The organism is Gracilibacillus salitolerans (assembly GCF_009650095.1).
GTDB lineage: Bacteria > Bacillota > Bacilli > Bacillales > Amphibacillaceae > Gracilibacillus > Gracilibacillus salitolerans.
Genome location: NZ_CP045915.1, coordinates 2,590,147 through 2,608,215, shown reverse-complemented (window position 1 = coordinate 2,608,215; position 18,069 = coordinate 2,590,147). Strand labels below are relative to the sequence as shown.

Sequence of the window (18,069 nt, the reverse complement as noted above, 5' to 3'; positions counted from 1 at the left end):
AATGACAGGAATATAACGGAGGACTACTTCATGCACTTTAAGGTAATGACTTATAATGTTCATCACGGTAAAGGGTTAGATAAGGAAGTGGACCTTGATCGAATTTGTAAGGTTATAACTAACAGTAATGCAGATATAATTGGTCTAAATGAAGTAGATAGATATTTTTCAAAACGAAGTCATTTTCAAGATCAAATGGAGTATTTAACTAATAAATTAAATTACTATGGCGCTTTCAGTCCTTCCCTGTCCTTAAAACCAAAAACGAATCATTCTACTCGACAATATGGGAACGCCATTTTATCTCGTTTCCCTTTACATGCATCAAAAAATTATATTTTTAGCAATCGACTTTATTTTATTGAAGATAGATCTATACTGGAGGCAGCTATTCCATTCGATGACAAATTGGTGCATGTTTATGTTACACACTTAAGCTTAAACCCTTGTCTTCATAAGAAACAAAGTGAATTCATTATAAATAAAGTGAAAAGACCAGCAGTTATTATTGGAGATTGGAATATGAATGTACAATCCAAAAGATGGCAAAAAGTAGTAGAGGTGTACAGAGATGTATGGGACTCTGTTGAAAATCAAACGGGTCTTACATACCCATCTAAAAAACCACGAAAAAGGTTGGATTATATTTTTGTTAGTGAGGACTTCAAAATTCTGGATGTACAGGTTAACGAGTCAATTCCGACCGCTTCTGATCATTTGCCTTTAGTAGCTACATTATCCATTTAACAGTCTTTTCCTCTCAAAATATCCTGAAAAGGTAACATCTTACAGAATAATCATTTCAACACATGACAAAATAGTATTGGTATTACTTTATGAGAGGAAATAAGATAATGAATATCAAACTATATGTACTTACACTATGGCTAATAATTGATCCTATTTATTTTATGTTTACTCGCCTTGTTTATATTGATGGCGTAAAAGGTAGTGATCGAAATATTTTTAGAGTTCGTTTAACCCGTTATAAGGGAAAAGAATCGATATTATCTGATGGTACTGTCATCCAAAAAAATGATCTATTAATAAAAATTCATCTTCATAATGCACAGTTAATGAAAAGTATCAGAAGTATGAAAAGTGATGTTAGAAAGGCTATGGTCATTCATCAAAGTGTGGAAAAATCATTACCACAACTTGCTGAATATGTGAACAACCATTCCAACGCCACTGATATAAAAGGGATTATAGGTATAACTATGCTGAATCGGGGCAGCTCCAAATTAGGTTTTGACTCTATTGAGATTAGTAGTCCCTTTTATAAATACTTTAAATGTATTGCTTTACTCCCGATCTACTGGCTATCGGTTAATTCACTTTCCTCAAACAATCTTAAAAAACATCATCCATGTTATTTATTCATGTCTAAAGACAGGTTGTTACAAAAATACTTTCAACAAATGAAGTAGCTAAGAACAAAAGCGAAGAGTCCTAATTCTTTATAGAAAATAAAAAAACTCCTGTGATGACAGGAGTTTTTTGGGCAACCAAATATAGGAATGTATTATCTTCGCCATCCAATAAATAATAAACTTATGGAGCCTAGAGTAAGACTCAAATTAAATAGCTGGATTTAGATTGGCATTTTTCTTTTCAATGGATAACTGATGAAGTGTTATTTCTGGTAAGCTTCCAACTCTGATGTTTACACCAGTTTGACCCATTCCTTCACTGATATAGAAAGGACGCCCATCTTGTGCATGAAGCCCTTTTATAATATTCATTTTGGCAAGTTTCCCCATTTTGGCAAGATGGTATGCTTTGGGATAACAAATTTGGCCTCCATGAAAATGACCAGCTAACAAATAATCGAAATCATATTTTTTCATATTAAGCACGATATTAGGATCATGTGTCAGTACTAAATTCGTCCCTTTTTTGATGGATTGATAAGAGCTGGACAAATCACTACGGTGTGTACTGAAATCATCAATACCAATAATGTTTAATGGCTGATTTTCAATATAAATGGTTTCATTGCTATTTTGCAGCACATTACAATTATATTTATTAAGCGTACCTATTAATGTTTGTAAATCTACCCCTTTTAAAACATAATCATGATTACCTAATACCGTGTAAATACCATACTTAGGATTCAATTTATTTAAAACCTTTAAATAAGGAATTAGCTTTGGGATTGTTCGCTTTCGATCAAGAAAATCACCAGTAAGGGCAATTAAATCAATAGCCTCATCCTTTAGCTTTTCATAAAGCAATTCAGCGGATATCGAGATATTTTCCAGATGCAAATCAGAAAGATGCAATATATTTAAGGTTGAAACTGATTCTGTTTGGGCGTTATCTATTTTAATTTTTCTAACGATAATATTTTGTGTGTTTTTATATGCTTTGAAAATAAAAATAGCCACTAGGATAATGAAACTAATTAATAATAGCATGAACATATTCATCACTCCTCTGGTCCTAATTATACAGGTTTTTTTCCTTAATTGTTACGGCAATTTATGGGTGGACTTCCAATACAATCTGATATTTATGAGGTGCATCATGACACTATATTCAAAGAAGATCTTATTTCTCCCATTTTTAAACATACCTTCTGGTCACCATCAAGTTGCAGATTCTTTAATACATGAAATCGAATTAAATGAACCACGAGTGCAATGCGAAAAGGCAGAAATCCTTTCCTATAGCTATGGGAAAATGGAAGCTGTCGTCTCAGGAGTTTATCTGAAATGGATTCATTTATTTCCTAATTTATATAATTGGATCTATCAACAAAGTGTATATAAAAATTTAGAACAGCCTAAAAATTTCAAGCTATATGAACTACTTTTCTTAGCTCAAATGCAACAACTAATAAAAGAGAAACAACCAGATTGTGTGATCTGCACCCATGCGTTACCATCCTATATGTTGAATGTGATGAAGGAAAAGGGTATCACCAACATTCCGGTAATTAATGTTTATACCGACTTTTTCATACATCGCTTTTGGGGAACGGATCATATTGACTTTCATTTTGTATCATCTCCAAATATGAAAGAACTCTTAATAAAAAAAGGAATACCAGAGCAGCGAATATGGTTTACAGGTATTCCTGTTCATCATGAGATTAAGTCAAACAGAAATCCAGTCCTGAAAAATAATTCTTCCTTTCTATCCATTATGGTTACGGGTGGAAATCTCGGGGTTGGTGCGATGGAGGATTTGTTAAACAATATAAAAACAAGTGGTAACATCAAATTTTATGTCCTTTGTGGAAAAAACAAGCTGCTATACCGAAAATTGAAAAGACTAAATAATCAAAACGTTATTCCGTTAAAATATATTACATGCAGAAAGGAAATGAATGAACTTTATGATTCGATAGACGGTATTCTAACTAAACCAGGAGGGGTAACGATAAGTGAATGTTTAAGAAAAAGAAAGCCAACTTTTATCTATCACGCTCTTCCAGGACAAGAAGTTATCAACTTGGATCAATTACAAAAATTAGGAGTTGTTTACTACCTGAATAACTGGACGGATCTCGAGAGTCAGCTGTTCACTTTTTTTAAAAGTAGAGAACATCTCGAAATAATGAATGCAAGCTTAGAGAACTACCATAATCAACTAATGGATAAAAGAATATCTGAACTTATCAAGCAAATTTTGTGACATTATTTTAGTTATAAGCGCCTACACGTCCATTAAATTACCTTTTGGTCGATTTCATCACGGTTTTGTTATAATATGGAGTTAAACAACTTCGACCATTGAATGATTGATAAAAAAAGAAAGCTGGTAATAATAATGGATTATAGTCATTTATATGATGAGTATAAACCGCTACTTTTCGCGGTTGCTTATCGCATGGTAGGTTCAATTAAAGATGCAGAGGATATTGTACATGATGTTTTCCTACAGTTAGAAAAAGTAGATCTGTTTACTATTGATGATCCAAAGGCTTATTTGACAAAAATGACGACAAATAAAAGCTTGAATCATCTTCAATCTTCTATAAAAAAACGAGAAGTTTACCCAGGTCCGTGGCTACCGGAACCTATTGTTACACCAGAAGCAAATGCTCCCTTAGCCAACCTTTTAAAAGAGGAGTCTATTTCTTACGCTTTTATAGTTCTCTTACATCAACTAACAGCGCTTGAGAGATGCATTTATATCTTGAGGGAAGTGCTCGCATTTGATTATAAGTTCATTTCGTCAACTGTCAATCGATCCGAGCAAAGCTGTAGAAAAGTATTTAGCAGAGCAAAGCAAAAGTTACAAAAAAACCAACCATTCAAAAAAGCAACTAAACAGGAAGCGAATGAACTGGCCAAACTTTTTCTGCGAGCAGCAGAAAGTGGTGATTTTGATCCTTTCATTCATTATCTATCAAAAGATGTGGTACTTGTATCCGATGGTGGTGGGGAAGTATTGTCTGCCATGTATCCGATTATTAGCAAAAAGCGGGTTGTTGCATTTTTACAAGGCATTCAAAAGAGAGGGACTTTTCAAGGTCAGCTTAGTCTAGTGAATGTAAATGAAGAGATCGGAATTCTTCAACAAAAACAGGGGGAGCCTACCAAATTGATTACCTTTGATTACACAGAAGCTGGTGTTCAAAATATTTATGTCGTAATGAATCCAAATAAATTAAAAGAAATAGGTCACAATTTCTCCTTTTAATTTGTCTTATAAGTGAAAGCTTATAAAAGGAGGAAAAATCATGGAACAAAGAATCAATTATATGGAGGTAGCACCTGATTTAGTAAAGCTCATCAGTCAATTGGAGATGTATAAGAAACAGGCAGAATTTGATGAGAAGCTGATTGAATTAGTAAAGATTAGAGCTTCCCAGCTCAATAATTGTGCGTACTGTATTAATATGCACACGAAGGATGCCAGAGCATTAGGAGAAACAGAGCAAAGAATTTATTGCCTAAGTGCTTGGAGAGAAACAGGATTCTATACAGAAAAAGAAAAAGCTGCCCTAGAGTTGACTGAAGCTGTTACTAAAATTTCAGAGCAAGGTGTGCCTGATAACGTCTATCAAAAAGTTCGCCAGCAATTTAATGAAAAGCAATATATTGATTTAGTGGGACTTATTATTACAATCAATTGCTGGAATCGATTATCGATCGCCAATCGTAATGTTCCTGAATAACAACTCGTCAGAGTCTTGCAAGATCGAATTTTAAAGAGGCTGGTAAAAACAAATACCCTAGCGTGTACATAAACGTGCTGGGGTATTTGTTTTTACATAAAATCCAACAAAAGTGAGGTAAATAGGCTAAATGAAAAGCTGCTTATAACATGAAATATTGGAACCACTAGAATATAATGGTCATTTCATTTATAATGATACATACAGTTTCCTTATAAAAGGTAGTGTTCAAGTTGAAAGTTATCACAGTCATCGGAAACAAACCAATGGAATTAAATATTAGAAATGAAAATGATCCAAGAATCTCTTTTATAAAGATCGCTCTGAAACAAAGATTGATTTCGTTCATTGACGAAGGATTAGAATGGGTGATTATGTCTGGTCAAATGGGAATTGAACTTTGGGCAGCACAAGTGGTAGTAGAATTAAAAGAGGAGTATTCCATAAAATTAGGCATATTCCCGCCATTTTTAGAATATGAATCTAGATGGCCGGATGTTTATCAAGAGGCTTTTCTTCAAATCATTGAACAAGCTGATTATTACCAACCACTGTATAATGAACCATATAAAGCTCCTTATCAGTTTATTAATAAGGATTTTTGGTTAATTGATAAAACGGATGGGTGTTTAGTGCTTGGTGATGAGGAGTATCCAGGCAGTGCAGGTTATGTACTAGATAAAATGAAAAAAGCTGTAGAATCTTCCAACTATTCGATTTGGTATATCACGCCGAATGATCTAGAAGAGGTTGTGAGGGACCATCAGGATTATAATGAAAGTCATTTAGATTAAAAATTGACAACTTATATCTTTTTTGAAAAAATGATAAGTAATGATTAAATGAGGTGGAAATAATGGCAAATCAACTAAATGGAAAAGATATTTTAGAGAAGAATTTTAAAACGGCGATGAGAGGTTATAATCAAGAAGAAGTGGACGAGTATTTAGATGTTATTATTCAGGATTATGAATATTTCCAGGAAGAAATCAATCGATTGCAGCATGAAAATGAACGATTAAAGAAACAATCTGATCACACACGTGTTCGACCAAGCACATCCAATCATCAAGTCAATTATGACATTTTAAAACGACTTTCTAATTTGGAAAAGGCAGTCTTCGGAAAAAAATACGAGGAATAATCTACCATTCTATCTTTGGTTTTCCATTGACTATTCCTTTATACGTGTTACAATAGTAAAGGCTTAAATAAAGAGGGATGAATGTTGAAGTAATCGCTGCACATACTAATGTGTAGAGGAAAGTCCATGCTCACACAGGCTGAGATGCTTGTAGTGTTCGTGCTTGACGAAGTCATAAGTCAAGGTAACCTTTTTAGGTTAACGGCAGGGAAAACACCTACGTCTTTGGATATGGTGTGAATACCTTGAAAGTGCCACAGTGACGTAGCTAAATAGGAAACTATTTAGGTGGAACGCGGTAAACCCCTCGAGTGAGCAACCCAAATATTGGTAGGGGCATCTTTCAGTAGGGAATTCAACCGAACGAAGGACAAGCTTTTTTGGCTTGTAGACAGATGATTACTCCTTTGGTACGAGGCTGACCACCGTTTGCAGTACGACAAGGACAGAACATGGCTTACGGACATTCATTCCGGTCGTAAATAGGATTTCAAACCCCTTTCTTAATAAAAGGGGTTTTGTTGTACATAATGATATATGAACGCACCAAATAATTGATAATGGAATCGATTAGAAGGAAAGGATTTTATAAATGAAAAATACAGTTACCTTAATTGCGACAGCAGCGATGGGATTAGAAGCGGTTGTGGCAAATGAAGTATGTCAATTAGGGTATGAAGACGTGGCAGTTGAAAATGGCAGAGTAACCTTTGAAGCGGATCATTATGCAATTGCTCGTTGTAATCTCTGGTTACGAACAGCAGATCGTGTGAAATTACTGATAGGGGAATTTGAAGCAAAAACCTATGATGAATTGTTTGAAGGGACTAAAGCGTTACCGTGGGAGCAATATATTCCGGAAGATGGTAAGTTCCCCGTGACAGGAAAATCACATAAATCTACATTATATAGTGTTCCAGACTGTCAATCGATTGTTAAAAAAGCTATTGTTGAAAAATTAAAACAAAAGCATGGAATTGCTAGCTGGTTGGAAGAATCAGGTGCAGAATATAAAATAGAAGCAGCTCTCTTAAAGGATAAAGTAACAATAACTTTAGATACATCTGGCGCCGGTTTACATAAGAGAGGATACCGTGTAGGGCAGGGTGATGCACCATTAAAAGAAACACTTGCTGCAGCATTAGTTCAATTAACCAACTGGCGAGTAGATGAGCCATTTTATGATTTGTTTTGTGGTTCAGGAACGATTCCTATTGAAGCTGCATTAATTGGACAAAATATCGCTCCTGGTTTTAATCGATCCTTTTCCGCAGAAGAGTGGCAGTTTATTAACTCGGCTATTTGGGACAAGGCTTTAGAGGAAGCGGAGGATTTAGCTAATTATGATCAGCCGCTTGCGATATACGGATCTGATCTTGACCCTAAAATGATCGACATTGCCCGGGAAAATGCGATGGAAGCAGGGCTTGCTGATTTAGTACAATGGAAACAAATGCAGGCTACGGACTTTCACTCTAATGAAAGCGGGGGGTATATTGTCAGTAACCCGCCATACGGTGAACGAATTGGAGATAAAAAAGAAGTTGAGGAGATGTATCAAAAGCTTGGGGTAGCGTTAAAAGATTATCCGACTTGGAGTATTTACATTCTCACTGCAAATGAAAAATTTGAAGCACTATTCGGTCAAAAAGCCTCTAAAAAACGAAAATTGTTTAATGCGTTTATAAAAACGGATTATTATCAGTATTTTGGGAAGAAAATAGGAAAGTAGAAAAGTATCCTAATTACTTCGATCGTAGTAATTTCTCATTTCTACAGAGGGAGTCTGCTGACAGTATTTTACTAATACTAAACCCGTTTCATATATTACATGAAACGGGTTTTTGATTGTTTATCCATTTTAATATAGTTTATCTTATCAAATTCTCAAAACCTTCTGAACCTGGTGGGGAATGCTGGATGATATCGATAAATGGTATCGTATAGGCGAATAGAATTAAGGCAATTGTGATACCAATCCACAATTTCCAGTTTTCTAAATATTGTGGTGTAGGCTCAGCCTCTTCAGAAACTTCTGCAATTGGAAAACTTGCTTCACCTTTAGGTGCTCCAAAAACCATATAGAAAAAAATATATACCATTAATACTATTCCGATAAATAGAATTGTCCCACCGATAGCCTGAGCTAGTTGATAGCCGATCCATGTATCCACTTGTTCAGCACCAGTATAGGTTGAATATGCAGATCTTCTTGGTGCCCCCAATAATCCGGCTATATGCATAGCTCCTGACATGATGAACATTCCTACGCTCCAAACAATCGTTTGAATGATCCCTAGCGTATTGATTTTCTTCGTTAACTTTCTTCCCGTAAGTGAAGGAATTAACCAGTAAGCAATTCCAAAGAAGGTGAGGATAACCGTCGTTCCAACAGTAAGATGAAAATGCCCTGTCACCCAAATCGTATTATGAATTACCTGGTTCATCTGATGAGAAGCATTAATAATCCCACCTGTGCCTGCGGGAATAAAAGCAAGCATCCCTACAACTGGCGCAAAGAATCGAACGTCCTTCCATGGTAATGCTCTAATCCATCCAAATAAGCTTGTAAAACCTTTACTTCTTCCAGCCATTTCAAATGTAGCAAACATGGAAAATGCTGTTAATAGAGATGGTATAATAACCATAAACGTTAACACTACTTGAATGAATTTCCATAATGGATCAATTCCTGGTTCTGTTAACTGATGGTGAAAACCAACGGGAATAGAGAACATTAAAAACAATACGAAAGAAAGTCTTGCTAGTGCATCACTATAAATTTTACCCCCAATAATTTTTGGAATAATGGCATACCACGCCATATATGCAGGCAACAACCAGAAATAAACTAATGGGTGACCAAAATACCAGAACAGTGTACGACTGACAAGAACATTTATAGAATCTACCATTCCAAGTGACCATGGTATAAATTGGATTAATACTGTTGCGGCAACGCCTAAAGTCGCAATAAACCACAACAACATATTGATAACAACCATAAATGCTAAGAGTGGTGATTTTCCACCTTTATGTGCTTTTTTCCAAACAGCTAATTGCCGGAAATTGGTAAAGCAAGCAATCCAGCTGCCAACTACTACTAAAGCCAAGCCAATATAAAAAGTTGGAAATGCCTTTAATGGTGCATAAAAAGTATAAAGTACATTTGCTTTACCGGTAAGAATCGTACCAGCAGTCAGCAGTGTACCAATCAGCATGGTCCAGAAACCAATCCATGCACTTAATCGCTGTTTGTCTGATATACCGACCGTCTTACTCATTAAGGCAAATTGAAATCCAATAATAAAAAATGTTGTTAAAACAAGTGCCAAAATGACACCATGTGCTGTTAAAATCTGATAATAACCAATACCGAACGGCAAATTAAATGTGCCTGATCTAACAAACGTCTGTAATAGACCCATTAAGCCACCAACCAATAAAGAGATGAAAGCTACATACATATGAGCCATTATCAGGCGGGCTTCTTTTGATGAAATCGATAAATGTTTTTCAATCATGGTTCAAACACCTCCACGGTTGCTGCCATATAATGGTGACCACTACCGCAATATTCATTACATAACAATGTATAAGTTCCCGGTTTTTGCATAACAGTTTCCAATGTACTGATATGCCCTGGTTCTACCATCATATTAACGTTCGTTCCGGCAATTTGAAATCCATGAACAACGTCTGTTGAAGTAGTTTGAAACAATACTTTCGCGCCTACTGGAATTCTGATTGTATTAACTGCTTTATCGTTTTCGTCTTTGCCTAAATCATAGTAAAAACCAGAGGACAGAACATTGACAATATATTCATTTTCACCAACTTGGCGTAATCCAAGATTTTCTTCTTTGAAACTTTCGTGTTCCTGTACATTTTTCGGATCAATCGTATCCATATGACTAGGCGGGTGTATCTCTTTATAGAATGCTCCAATTGCTAGAATTACTAAAAATAATATCAGGGAACCAACACCAAAAATTAACCACAGTTTTTCATACTTATGAATATGCATATCTCAAAACCTCCTCAACGACTAATAAATATTCCAAAAACAACAAACCAGCTAATGATAATAAAAGCCCCTAATAATAGAACGGAAATCAATGTTCCTTTTAATGTGTTATCTTGCTTTGGGTTGCTAAATGTTTCTCTTAATGTGTTATCTTGTTCTGGCTTCATATATGTTCCTCCTTCCAAAGAGACTTTCTATACTATTAATAATACTAAATAAATACGATGAAAACGTTGACATAACAGGTGTTTCACAAAATAGTCACGGATTGTGACAATTCAATTCAGGCATGTTTTATGAACAAATATGTTAAAAAAGTATGTGTCGATCGTGTGAATGAAATGGTATTTTTAGGAAAAAAGAAGGGGGGGTGATATACAGAAAGATGAAAAGAAAGAAAGGAGGTTTAGAAGCAGAAATTGAAACTTAGCTATCTATGATTTACTTGATACAAGTTAAAAGAACACTAGACTTCTATTCTAAAAAAATCTATACTAGCGATATAAACAATTTCGTATTCAAGATAAAAAGCTTGTACAAGAGTGAGGGATTTCTAGTGAAAGACAGTGAAATATTGGCTTATTTCTTAGAAAATTTATGGACAAAAGGATTTAAATTAACAGATGAAGAAGTTAACTTCATATATTTTGGGCAAAAATATACGAATACTTCCATAGAACATGTCAAGTTAGCGTTATCATTTACTTTGCAGCTGCAAATGTCATTTGACAGAAGTTTTTATATTAGTTTATTGGAGTTATTTAGTCGGCATGATATTCAAAATAAAAAAGAAGCCATCTTGCTTTTAAAACAAAATGGCTTAATGAAATAATTAGTTATTCAATTGAAGAGCTTTTCGCGCTAATTCATCCGCATGTTTATTCTGTTTCTCAGGAATCCATTTTATAAAAAAATAGGGAAAAGAACTTGATAATTGATTAATCTGATTTAAATAGGACTGAAATATATTATTTTTTACATATTTTTTTTCAATGGCATCTACAACAACTTTTGCATCAGATCTAAAAGAAATAATCTCATCTGGAAAGCGCTCATTGCATAACTCCAATGCTTTAATAACTGCTATAAATTCTGCTTCGTGGTTGGAGTAGTCCCCGATAAATAGATATTCTTCCATTTGCTGTTGTCCAGATTTTATATATATGCCAATGCCACTTGGACCTGGATTTCCTTGACTGGCAGCATCTGTATAGACTTCAATCATTATAATACCCCTAACATTTACCTTATTTATGTTCAATTTTAGGCTTTATTTTTTTGGCTATATATAAGAATGGTGTGTCTAATGCTGATACAACGAATTTAATAATATAAGTTGTAAATAAAATATTGAGCCATACGTCAAATTGATGTACATCATAAAATGCAATCGAACAGAAAATAAGTGTATCAATAAACTGACTGATCATCGTGCTACCGTTATTGCGGATCCATAAATACTTATTGGAAGGTAATAATTGTTTTATCTTACCATAGATCCAAACATCAATATATTGACTGACAACATATGCCAACATACTTCCGATGGAAATATTTGGAATCAACTCAAAGATAGTTTCTAATGACCCTTGTGCAAAATCATCTGCATGCGGTGTGAATCGTAACACAAATTGCATCACAATGGTCATAATAAGCAGGGAAGAGAATCCCATCCACACAGCTTTTTTCGCTTCTTTTTTACCGTGATTTTCGTTTAATATATCCGTAGCTAAGAATACTGTTCCATATGTAATATTCCCCAGCGTAGCTACTAAACCGAGCATTTCAACTGTTTTTAACACCTGAATATTAGCAATTACTGTAGACATACCTATCCACACAAATAATCCGGCTTTCCCAAACACACGGTACATAAATAATAATAACGCAAAATTTATAATTGCAAATATAATCCATAATAGTTCGTTTGACAATATTTGTTCCTACCTTTCTTCATCGCTTCATAATAATCTTTGCAGTCAATAAATAAAATTAACATATTTTCAGTATTTATGTAAATTTAAAGTGTTGTAAAGGTATTATAAAAGGCGATGACTGTATCATCGCCTTGTTCATTTTCATTTATTTTTTTTCTACATTAGCAGCTTGTGGTCCTCTTTCGCCTTCAACGATTTCAAATTTTACTTCTTGACCTTCTTCTAGTGTTTTGAAACCTTCTTGTTGAATAGCGGAGTAATGTACAAATACATCATTTCCTTCTTCCAATTGAATAAATCCATAGCCTTTCTCTGCGTTGAACCATTTTACTACACCGTTTTCCATGTTATCTTTCCTCCTAAAACCTTTCACGCAAAAACGTGTTAATACAAACAAGATGATGGGGGATAATGAAAAAGGTAGCAACCACAGAAGTATAGGATCACCATTCCATTTACTTCTATAGAAGCTACCTGATAATAATGAACCCAAAAACATCTTCTTTGCTTGTTACTACTATAGCTTATTTTACCAAAAACGTCAAGATATTCAAATGATATAAATCCTTTGTTTACAAGGATTAAAACCTTTTCATTATCAAAAAGACATGGTATCGTAATAATAGCATTTTTATTTTGAGGTGTTACGATTGACAATACTAATTGGGTTAACAGGGTGGGGAGACCATCCCACACTATATGAAAATACAAAGGATAGAAAATACAAATTATCTGCCTACAGTTCACACTTTCCGGTTGTTGAAGTTGACAGTTCTTTTTATGCTATCCAATCTACAGAAAATTACCAAAAGTGGGTGAGCGAAACACCAGATACGTTTTCTTTTGTTATTAAAGCGTATCAAAGCTTAACAGGTCATAACCGTAAACACTTAACCAATCGTGAGGCAAAGGAATTAGTCGACGCCTTTATCCATTCCATTCAACCAGTGATTCATGCCAACAAATTAAATACTGTATTATTTCAGTTTCCACCGTGGTTTGATATAAAACAACGGAATATACAGAAAATCAAAAAAATTAGACAATGGATGGGTGATATACCAATAGCCATTGAATTCAGAAATCGGTCTTGGTTTGAAGATCATCAGCAAGAAACATTGACTTTTCTAAAAGACCTTGGGATAACACACGTAATTTGTGATGAACCACAAGCAGGAGAAGGCTCTGTTCCAACCGTTTTAGAAACAACAAATGACCGTGTATTAATCCGATTCCATGGAAGAAATATTCATGGATGGAATAATCACGGTCAGGAAAATTGGAGAGAGGTTCGATTTTTATATCGTTATAATCAAACAGAATTACAGGAATGGGTGAAGCGTATTCATATGTTAGATCAACAAGCAAAAGAAATAACCATATTATTTAATAATAATTCAGGGGGGGATGCAGCTGATAATGCTAAACAATTATTAGAATTGCTTGACCTAACTTATCAAGGATTACATCCTAAACAGATCGATTTTTTTGACTTAATCTAGTATGACTCGTTTGGAACCTAAGTATCTTTCAGACCAATAACTTATATTTAATTCACTAATTTCTACACCATTTGATTCACCAGCGTGAATAAACTTACCATCGCCCAAATAAATACCAGCATGAGATGGACCTGGTTTATAGGTTTCAAAAAACACTAAATCCCCTATAGATGGTTGATCAACATGCTTGGTCGCATTCCATATTTCGCTTACAGTTCGTGGGAGATTTGCACCTAATTGATTAAATACATGCTGTAAATAACCACTACAATCAAATCCTGAAGTGGATGTGCCACCCCATAGATATGGTGTGCCTATATGATTTTTAGCACTGGAAATGATTTGACTTGCATTCACCGATGTTTCAAAAGATGATGTATTTTCTTCTTTTACTGAAGATTCTTTATTAGCTTCTGGCTCTTTGTTGGTTGTGTTATCTGATTGCTTATTTATGGACTCCTGTTCAGTTTGATCTACTACTTCTACATATGCTACTTGTGGTGTTTCAATGGTCTCCTCGTGAATTTCGGCTTCAATATGGTGAATTTCCATACCTTTATCCTGTTTATAAGCTTTCACTGCCTCGTTGGATTTTTCGCCATATATTCCATCGATATTATCACGATAGTAACCAAAGTAGAATAAAGCTTCTTGCACTTCTTTGACATCGTCACCACGATCACCAATTGAAAATGCTAGTTCATGTTCTAGTAATATATTTTCATAATAATCTTCTTCCTTATTTATAATGGCTTTTACCGTATTTTCATCTGCTTTTCCATTTTGATCTAATAAATGCTCTTCTTGGAATTTCTTTAATGCATATTCTGTCAAAACACCAAACTCTCCATCAATAGACGAATCATAGTACGATAATCTTTGTAATTTATGTTGCAGCACCCGAACCGATTCATGCTGCATACCGTATTGCAGCATGTTCGATTGCTCTAGTATCTCGTTTTGCATCATTGGATAGGCATCGACATAAAAAGAAAAAGGTTGGCTAAATGCAAAGCTATAAGCGACGGAGTGTTTTACTACTCGTGATATTTGATCTTGTAACATCATAAAACCACCCCTTCCGAAATTATTACTTACAGAAAAATTTATGTTAAAATAGGGGAAATATGATTTTAAGTTAACTTTGTTACGAATTTGTAATATAGCGTGACTTCCATCAGTGGATGTCAAAACCCCCACTGATGGTTAGCGCCGTGATAAATGCTGGTGAGGAAGGAAGATTAAAAATGTCAATTAGTGAACAAAACTACTTAGATTTATGCAAAAAAGTACTCGCAGAAGGAACAAAAAAAGATGATCGCACAAACACAGGTACTTTATCGATATTTGGTCATCAAATGCGCTTTGATTTACAGGAAGGATTCCCTTTACTAACAACTAAAAAAGTACCTTTTCGTTTAATTGTTAGTGAATTATTGTGGTTTATCAAAGGTGATACGAATATTCGTTACCTTTTAAAGCATAATAACAATATTTGGAATGAATGGGCTTTTAAGAACTGGGTGGAAAGCGACGAGTACAATGGACCTGATATGACAGATTTCGGTCATCGTTCACTACAGGATCCCGAGTTTAAAAAAGCATATAATCAGCAAATGGAAATATTTAAAGCTAACATTTTAGAAGACGACGCTTTTGCAAGCAAATTTGGTGATTTAGGCTCGGTATATGGAAAACAATGGCGTGCTTGGAAAACTTCACGAGGAGAAACAATTGATCAATTAAAAGATGTAATCGAGGCGATTAAACATAATCCATATTCGAGAAGACATATTGTTTCTGCATGGAATCCAGAAGATGTTCCAAGTATGGCACTACCGCCATGTCATACCCTTTTTCAATTTTATGTAGCAGATGGTAAATTAAGCTGTCAGTTATATCAGCGAAGCGGTGACATCTTTTTAGGTGTACCTTTTAATATTGCTAGTTATGCATTGCTAACACTATTGGTTGCTAATGAATGTGGTTTAGAGCCAGGGGAATTTATTCATACATTCGGTGATGCACATATTTATGCCAACCATCTTGAACAGGTGGAAACCCAATTAGAACGTGAGCAAAGACCGTTACCAACGGTTTCTATCAAAGAAGGTGTATCCATTTTTGATATCGAACTGGAAGACATTAAGTTGGACAATTATCAACCACATCCCGCAATAAAAGCACCAGTCGCAGTATAATCAGTGGGGATCTTACGGACGGTTAGCGTCGTGATAAAAGGAGGAGCAAAATGATATCATTATTATTTGCAATGGGAAAAAACCGAGTGATTGGAAAAGATAATACGTTACCATGGCATTTACCTAACGATCTTAAATTTTTCAAAGAATTAACCACGTCTCATGCTATCATTATGGGACGAAAAACCTTTGAGTCCATGAATGGACCTCTGCCGAATCGTGATAATATTGTTTTAACGACTAATAAAGAGTTTGAACACGAACAATGCAAAGTGATTCATTCTGTTGATGCAATTAAAGAAATGGACAAAGCCAATCCTGAAAAAGAATGGTTTGTGATCGGTGGCGAAGAAATTTTCAAGCAAGTGCTTGATTTTGCAGACCGAATTTATATGACCTATATTGATGAAGAGTTTGAAGGCGACACTTTTTTCCCTGTCTTTGATGGACATAAGTGGCCTATAACAAAGAAAGAAAAAGGCAAAAAGGACGAGAAAAATCGCTACGATTATTATTTTATACAATACGATCGGAAAAAGTAATCCTATTTTTACCGTTAACCAAGACAAGCACGTGAAATCATGGTAAGATAAAAGATGAGAATAATTTGATATACATAAAGGGGCGCATAAAAAAATGTTATCTTCTATTGGTATTCCTGGGCTGATTTTAATATTAGTTATTGCATTAGTGGTTTTTGGGCCGAAAAAATTGCCAGAAATCGGTAAGGCAACAGGGGAAACATTGCGTGAATTTAAAAAATCTGCACGTGAATTGACAGATGAAGAAAAAGAGCAAAAAGATAATAATTCGTAATTTTTTTGATCAATAAACGAGGTGAACGTCATGTTATCTAATATTGGCTTTCCAGGGTTAATTTTAATATTACTTATAGCATTGATTATTTTTGGTCCTTCTAAACTACCAGAGATCGGTAAAGCTGTTGGCCATTCTTTACGTGAGTTTAAGAAAGCTACCAATGATCTTATGAATGAAGAGAAAGATAACTCAGGCAAATAGAGAAAGTAAAGATGTAAAAGACATTCTTTTACATCTTTTTCTTGCATGTAACACTGGCTTATGACGAAGGGACGTTTAAAATGAAGCAAGACAAAACATTACCAAATGAGAAGGAAATGGGGTATTTAGACCATTTCGCCGAATTACGCAATCGTATGTTATGGACCGCACTAGTATTTATATTATCTTTTATTGGCGGTCTGTATTTTGTGGAAGATATTAGAGATTTCTTTTTAAATGATATAGATATCACATTAAATCTGATTTCTCCAGAAGAAATCATCTGGATCATCTTCATGATTGCCTTTGTCGTTGCCTTTGCTGCAACATTACCATTTCTATGTATGCAATTATGGTTATTTGTTAAACCAGGTCTAACGAAAAAAGAGCAACGCATTTCCTTGGTTTATATTCCAGTTATTTTTATTTTATTCGTATCTGGACTTGCCTTTGGCTATTTCATTTTTATTAAGCTGATTCTTCCATTTGTATTATCATTGAATGATGGAATGTTTGATACGATGTTCACAGTTGAAAACTATTTCCGCTTTATATTTAGAGTGACATTACCGTTTGCTGTATTCTTTGAAGTTCCGGTTATAACTATGTTTTTAACGAGTTTAGGGATGGTTACACCACAATTTTTAAGCAAAACGAGAAAGTACGGGTATTTTATCCTTATTATTATCGGAACCATGATTTCACCACCAGATTTTATATTGCAAATCGTGGTTGCCATTCCTTTAATTATACTTTATGAAATCAGTATTATATTATCGCGAATTGTTTATCGCAAAAAGCAAGAAAAACATCGTGAATTTATGAATAATTAAACACAAAGGATTGAGGAAAGCGTATGAAGTCTTTTTACCAATTTATGATGCGTTATCGTGGAAATAAACAATTAGATGATGCTCGAAGGTTAGCTGATTGGATGTTTTATGATCACGACTTTCCAAAGCATTCTCAAGATTATTATGAAATTAGTAGTTATATTGAATGGCACATTCCTTTTCCAGAAGCGATTGCAACATATGATCACCTATGGGATGAGTACATAGATGAAGTTAAGCCATGAGTGTCCCAGACCACTCATGGCTTTTA

24 protein-coding genes and 1 other RNA gene are annotated in these 18,069 nt (G+C 34.6%); 17 read left to right on the top strand and 8 right to left on the bottom strand.

All coding sequences use genetic code 11. The features are described from left to right. Positions 1 to 30: 30 nt before the first annotated feature. Positions 31 to 747, top strand: coding sequence for an endonuclease/exonuclease/phosphatase family protein (locus tag GI584_RS12230; protein ID WP_153791406.1), 717 nt, complete (start codon positions 31 to 33; stop codon positions 745 to 747). Between the two features lie 107 nt (positions 748 to 854). Next, the gene (locus GI584_RS12225; RefSeq protein WP_153791405.1) at positions 855 to 1,430 is read left to right on the top strand and encodes a YkoP family protein; all 576 of its coding nucleotides are present in this window, start codon (positions 855 to 857) and stop codon (positions 1,428 to 1,430) included. Between the two features lie 150 nt (positions 1,431 to 1,580). Here the strand turns inward: GI584_RS12225 and GI584_RS12220 are convergent, their stop codons facing one another. Continuing rightward, complete coding sequence (locus GI584_RS12220) at positions 1,581 to 2,429, bottom strand: metallophosphoesterase (protein ID WP_153791404.1); 849 nt, start codon at positions 2,427 to 2,429, stop codon at positions 1,581 to 1,583. Positions 2,430 to 2,532: 103 nt separating this feature from the next. Here GI584_RS12220 and GI584_RS12215 point away from each other — a divergent pair, with 103 nt between their 5' ends. The 7 genes from GI584_RS12215 (at position 2,533) to GI584_RS12185 (ending at position 8,010) form a co-directional block, all read left to right on the top strand. After that, positions 2,533 to 3,645, top strand: coding sequence for an MGDG synthase family glycosyltransferase (locus GI584_RS12215; RefSeq protein WP_153791403.1), 1,113 nt, complete (start codon positions 2,533 to 2,535; stop codon positions 3,643 to 3,645). A 135-nt stretch (positions 3,646 to 3,780) separates the two neighbouring features. After that, positions 3,781 to 4,656, top strand: a complete 876-nt coding sequence (gene sigJ, locus GI584_RS12210; RefSeq protein WP_194841984.1) for an RNA polymerase sigma factor SigJ — start codon at positions 3,781 to 3,783, stop codon at positions 4,654 to 4,656. Positions 4,657 to 4,696: 40 nt separating this feature from the next. Continuing rightward, positions 4,697 to 5,134: a carboxymuconolactone decarboxylase family protein gene (locus GI584_RS12205; RefSeq protein ID WP_153791401.1), complete on the top strand. Its 438-nt coding sequence runs from the start codon at positions 4,697 to 4,699 to the stop codon at positions 5,132 to 5,134. A 224-nt stretch (positions 5,135 to 5,358) separates the two neighbouring features. After that, positions 5,359 to 5,928: an SLOG family protein gene (locus tag GI584_RS12200; RefSeq protein ID WP_321197128.1), complete on the top strand. Its 570-nt coding sequence runs from the start codon at positions 5,359 to 5,361 to the stop codon at positions 5,926 to 5,928. A 62-nt stretch (positions 5,929 to 5,990) separates the two neighbouring features. Beyond that, on the top strand, positions 5,991 to 6,278 hold the full coding sequence (gene gpsB / locus GI584_RS12195; protein WP_100360407.1) for a cell division regulator GpsB: 288 nt from the start codon (positions 5,991 to 5,993) through the stop codon (positions 6,276 to 6,278). An 80-nt stretch (positions 6,279 to 6,358) separates the two neighbouring features. Next, positions 6,359 to 6,743, top strand: an RNA gene (gene rnpB / locus GI584_RS12190) — RNase P RNA component class B. A gap of 127 nt (positions 6,744 to 6,870) precedes the next feature. Next, positions 6,871 to 8,010 carry a THUMP domain-containing class I SAM-dependent RNA methyltransferase gene (locus tag GI584_RS12185; protein ID WP_153791400.1) on the top strand — a complete coding sequence of 380 codons (1,140 nt, stop codon included), beginning with the start codon at positions 6,871 to 6,873 and terminating at the stop codon, positions 8,008 to 8,010. A gap of 139 nt (positions 8,011 to 8,149) precedes the next feature. Here GI584_RS12185 and GI584_RS12180 read toward each other — a convergent pair whose 3' ends face one another. Genes GI584_RS12180 through GI584_RS12170 form a run of 3 tightly spaced genes read right to left on the bottom strand, consistent with a single transcriptional unit; the run spans position 8,150 to position 10,472 of the window. Next, positions 8,150 to 9,802: a b(o/a)3-type cytochrome-c oxidase subunit 1 gene (locus tag GI584_RS12180; protein ID WP_153791399.1), complete on the bottom strand. Its 1,653-nt coding sequence runs from the start codon at positions 9,800 to 9,802 to the stop codon at positions 8,150 to 8,152. Further along, entirely contained in the window at positions 9,799 to 10,305 is a 507-nt protein-coding gene (locus GI584_RS12175; RefSeq protein ID WP_153791398.1) for a cytochrome c oxidase subunit II, read from the bottom strand. Before GI584_RS12175 ends, GI584_RS12180 begins: the two co-directional genes overlap by 4 nt. A 14-nt stretch (positions 10,306 to 10,319) precedes the next feature. Then, positions 10,320 to 10,472 carry a cytochrome c oxidase subunit 2A gene (locus GI584_RS12170; protein WP_100360411.1) on the bottom strand — a complete coding sequence of 51 codons (153 nt, stop codon included), beginning with the start codon at positions 10,470 to 10,472 and terminating at the stop codon, positions 10,320 to 10,322. A gap of 389 nt (positions 10,473 to 10,861) precedes the next feature. On the opposite strand from GI584_RS12170, the gene GI584_RS12165 reads away from it, so the two are divergent. Continuing rightward, entirely contained in the window at positions 10,862 to 11,137 is a 276-nt protein-coding gene (locus GI584_RS12165) for a DUF6123 family protein (RefSeq protein WP_100362479.1), read from the top strand. Here the strand turns inward: GI584_RS12165 and GI584_RS12160 are convergent, their stop codons facing one another. The 3 genes from GI584_RS12160 to GI584_RS12150 all read right to left on the bottom strand — a co-directional run bounded on the left by GI584_RS12160 (position 11,138) and on the right by GI584_RS12150 (position 12,588). Beyond that, positions 11,138 to 11,530 (bottom strand): ribonuclease HI family protein, encoded by a 393-nt coding sequence (locus GI584_RS12160; RefSeq protein WP_100360412.1) that lies wholly within the window; start codon positions 11,528 to 11,530, stop codon positions 11,138 to 11,140. Between the two features lie 22 nt (positions 11,531 to 11,552). After that, positions 11,553 to 12,239 (bottom strand): queuosine precursor transporter, encoded by a 687-nt coding sequence (locus tag GI584_RS12155; protein ID WP_194841983.1) that lies wholly within the window; start codon positions 12,237 to 12,239, stop codon positions 11,553 to 11,555. Between the two features lie 148 nt (positions 12,240 to 12,387). Next, positions 12,388 to 12,588, bottom strand: a complete 201-nt coding sequence (locus tag GI584_RS12150) for a cold-shock protein (protein WP_100360413.1) — start codon at positions 12,586 to 12,588, stop codon at positions 12,388 to 12,390. Between the two features lie 304 nt (positions 12,589 to 12,892). On the opposite strand from GI584_RS12150, the gene GI584_RS12145 reads away from it, so the two are divergent. Next, a complete protein-coding gene (locus GI584_RS12145) occupies positions 12,893 to 13,744 on the top strand; it encodes a DUF72 domain-containing protein (protein WP_153791397.1) in 852 nt (283 codons plus the stop codon). Here GI584_RS12145 and GI584_RS12140 read toward each other — a convergent pair. Continuing rightward, positions 13,736 to 14,812, bottom strand: coding sequence for a C40 family peptidase (locus tag GI584_RS12140; protein ID WP_153791396.1), 1,077 nt, complete (start codon positions 14,810 to 14,812; stop codon positions 13,736 to 13,738). The two genes, GI584_RS12145 and GI584_RS12140, sit on opposite strands and share 9 nt — an antisense overlap. Positions 14,813 to 14,991: 179 nt before the next feature. Between GI584_RS12140 and GI584_RS12135 the strand changes: the two genes are divergently transcribed. The 6 genes from GI584_RS12135 to GI584_RS12110 all read left to right on the top strand — a co-directional run bounded on the left by GI584_RS12135 (position 14,992) and on the right by GI584_RS12110 (position 18,043). Beyond that, positions 14,992 to 15,945, top strand: coding sequence for a thymidylate synthase (locus tag GI584_RS12135; protein ID WP_100360416.1), 954 nt, complete (start codon positions 14,992 to 14,994; stop codon positions 15,943 to 15,945). 50 nt (positions 15,946 to 15,995) lie between these two features. Then, positions 15,996 to 16,487, top strand: coding sequence for a dihydrofolate reductase (locus GI584_RS12130; RefSeq protein ID WP_100360417.1), 492 nt, complete (start codon positions 15,996 to 15,998; stop codon positions 16,485 to 16,487). A gap of 94 nt (positions 16,488 to 16,581) precedes the next feature. Beyond that, positions 16,582 to 16,761 carry a twin-arginine translocase TatA/TatE family subunit gene (locus GI584_RS12125; protein ID WP_100360418.1) on the top strand — a complete coding sequence of 60 codons (180 nt, stop codon included), beginning with the start codon at positions 16,582 to 16,584 and terminating at the stop codon, positions 16,759 to 16,761. 30 nt (positions 16,762 to 16,791) lie between these two features. Further along, positions 16,792 to 16,965 carry a twin-arginine translocase TatA/TatE family subunit gene (gene tatA, locus GI584_RS12120; RefSeq protein ID WP_100360419.1) on the top strand — a complete coding sequence of 58 codons (174 nt, stop codon included), beginning with the start codon at positions 16,792 to 16,794 and terminating at the stop codon, positions 16,963 to 16,965. Between the two features lie 80 nt (positions 16,966 to 17,045). Then, entirely contained in the window at positions 17,046 to 17,798 is a 753-nt protein-coding gene (gene tatC / locus GI584_RS12115; RefSeq protein ID WP_194841982.1) for a twin-arginine translocase subunit TatC, read from the top strand. Positions 17,799 to 17,821: 23 nt separating this feature from the next. Next, positions 17,822 to 18,043: a YozE family protein gene (locus tag GI584_RS12110; protein WP_100360421.1), complete on the top strand. Its 222-nt coding sequence runs from the start codon at positions 17,822 to 17,824 to the stop codon at positions 18,041 to 18,043. Positions 18,044 to 18,069: the final 26 nt, after the last annotated feature.

Excerpts from the sequence above, each read along its gene's own strand:
- GI584_RS12230 (WP_153791406.1), top strand. The coding sequence starts at position 31 with ATGCACTTTAAGGTAATGACTTATAATGTTCATCACGGTAAAGGGTTA.
- GI584_RS12225 (WP_153791405.1), top strand. The coding sequence starts at position 855 with ATGAATATCAAACTATATGTACTTACACTATGGCTAATAATTGATCCT.
- GI584_RS12220 (WP_153791404.1), bottom strand. The coding sequence starts at position 2,429 with ATGTTCATGCTATTATTAATTAGTTTCATTATCCTAGTGGCTATTTTT.
- GI584_RS12215 (WP_153791403.1), top strand. The coding sequence starts at position 2,533 with ATGACACTATATTCAAAGAAGATCTTATTTCTCCCATTTTTAAACATA.
- sigJ (WP_194841984.1), top strand. The coding sequence starts at position 3,781 with ATGGATTATAGTCATTTATATGATGAGTATAAACCGCTACTTTTCGCG.
- GI584_RS12205 (WP_153791401.1), top strand. The coding sequence starts at position 4,697 with ATGGAACAAAGAATCAATTATATGGAGGTAGCACCTGATTTAGTAAAG.
- gpsB (WP_100360407.1), top strand. The coding sequence starts at position 5,991 with ATGGCAAATCAACTAAATGGAAAAGATATTTTAGAGAAGAATTTTAAA.
- GI584_RS12185 (WP_153791400.1), top strand. The coding sequence starts at position 6,871 with ATGAAAAATACAGTTACCTTAATTGCGACAGCAGCGATGGGATTAGAA.
- GI584_RS12180 (WP_153791399.1), bottom strand. The coding sequence starts at position 9,802 with ATGATTGAAAAACATTTATCGATTTCATCAAAAGAAGCCCGCCTGATA.
- GI584_RS12175 (WP_153791398.1), bottom strand. The coding sequence starts at position 10,305 with ATGCATATTCATAAGTATGAAAAACTGTGGTTAATTTTTGGTGTTGGT.
- GI584_RS12170 (WP_100360411.1), bottom strand. The coding sequence starts at position 10,472 with ATGAAGCCAGAACAAGATAACACATTAAGAGAAACATTTAGCAACCCA.
- GI584_RS12160 (WP_100360412.1), bottom strand. The coding sequence starts at position 11,530 with ATGATTGAAGTCTATACAGATGCTGCCAGTCAAGGAAATCCAGGTCCA.
- GI584_RS12150 (WP_100360413.1), bottom strand. The coding sequence starts at position 12,588 with ATGGAAAACGGTGTAGTAAAATGGTTCAACGCAGAGAAAGGCTATGGA.
- GI584_RS12140 (WP_153791396.1), bottom strand. The coding sequence starts at position 14,812 with ATGATGTTACAAGATCAAATATCACGAGTAGTAAAACACTCCGTCGCT.
- GI584_RS12135 (WP_100360416.1), top strand. The coding sequence starts at position 14,992 with ATGTCAATTAGTGAACAAAACTACTTAGATTTATGCAAAAAAGTACTC.
- GI584_RS12130 (WP_100360417.1), top strand. The coding sequence starts at position 15,996 with ATGATATCATTATTATTTGCAATGGGAAAAAACCGAGTGATTGGAAAA.
- GI584_RS12125 (WP_100360418.1), top strand. The coding sequence starts at position 16,582 with ATGTTATCTTCTATTGGTATTCCTGGGCTGATTTTAATATTAGTTATT.
- tatA (WP_100360419.1), top strand. The coding sequence starts at position 16,792 with ATGTTATCTAATATTGGCTTTCCAGGGTTAATTTTAATATTACTTATA.
- tatC (WP_194841982.1), top strand. The coding sequence starts at position 17,046 with ATGAAGCAAGACAAAACATTACCAAATGAGAAGGAAATGGGGTATTTA.
- GI584_RS12110 (WP_100360421.1), top strand. The coding sequence starts at position 17,822 with ATGAAGTCTTTTTACCAATTTATGATGCGTTATCGTGGAAATAAACAA.